The organism is Bradyrhizobium mercantei, assembly GCF_001982635.1.
Lineage (GTDB): Bacteria > Pseudomonadota > Alphaproteobacteria > Rhizobiales > Xanthobacteraceae > Bradyrhizobium > Bradyrhizobium mercantei.
This window is the reverse complement of record NZ_MKFI01000048.1, coordinates 1-881: the sequence shown is the minus strand read 5'-3', so window position 1 is coordinate 881 and position 881 is coordinate 1. Positions and strand designations below refer to the sequence as shown.

The following is an 881-nucleotide window of genomic DNA, read 5'->3' as shown; positions in this document are numbered from 1 at the left end:
GTTCTGGTCCGAGCGGATGTTCTCGGCGAACTCGAAGCCGTTCATCTCGGGCATCTCGATGTCGGTCAGCACGACGTCGAAGGCCTGTCCCGAGCGCAGCGCGGCGAGGCCCTCCTGGGCATTCGGCGCGGTCCGCACCTTGTAGCCGGCGGCTTTCAAGACCGGCGCCAGCATGTTGCGGAAGAACGCTGAGTCGTCGACCAAAAGCACCGACTGCGCGGTTGCCGACGGGCGCATCTCCTTGCGCGAGAACCAGTCGGCGAACGCCATCGGCAGGAAGTGGCCGACGTCGATCACCTCGGTGGCCTGGCCCTTGATCACGGCCGAGCCCAGGATGCCGTCCTGCGAACCCGCGACCTCGATGTTGAGCCGCTCCTCGACGATGTCGATGATCTCGTCGACCACGAGCCCCATCGAGCGGCCGTCGTCGGCGAACACCAGGATCGGCTGCGACCCCTGGGACTGCACCTCGACGCCCGCCATCTGCACCAGCGGCATCAGCTGCTCGCGGTACTGCACCATGTAGCGGCCGTTCGAGAGCTCGATCTTGTCGGTTGCGATCTCTTCCAGCCGGGTGACGAGGCCGAGCGGCACCGCCTTGGGCTGCGAGGAGCCGGCGCGGAACACCAGCAGCGAGGTGAGCTGCTCGCCGCTTGCGGCGTGCGCATTGGCATTGTCATCGGCCATGTCATGGGCCGAGGAGCCGGAGGCACCGAGTGCCTTGGCGATGCCGTTGGGGTCGATGATCATGATCACGGCGCCATCGCCCAAAATGGTGTTGCCGGAGAACATGTCGATGTGCCGCAGTTTTGTGGACATCGGCTTGACCACGATCTCCTCGGTGTGGAACACGCCGTCGACCACGATGCCGAAGGTCTGGC

1 protein-coding gene is annotated in these 881 nt (G+C 65.5%); it reads right to left on the bottom strand.

What is annotated here, in order from left to right; all coding sequences use genetic code 11:
- Positions 1–881, bottom strand: an 881-nt coding sequence (locus tag BI327_RS40830) for a response regulator (RefSeq protein WP_143271815.1), incomplete at both ends; no start/stop codon positions are given.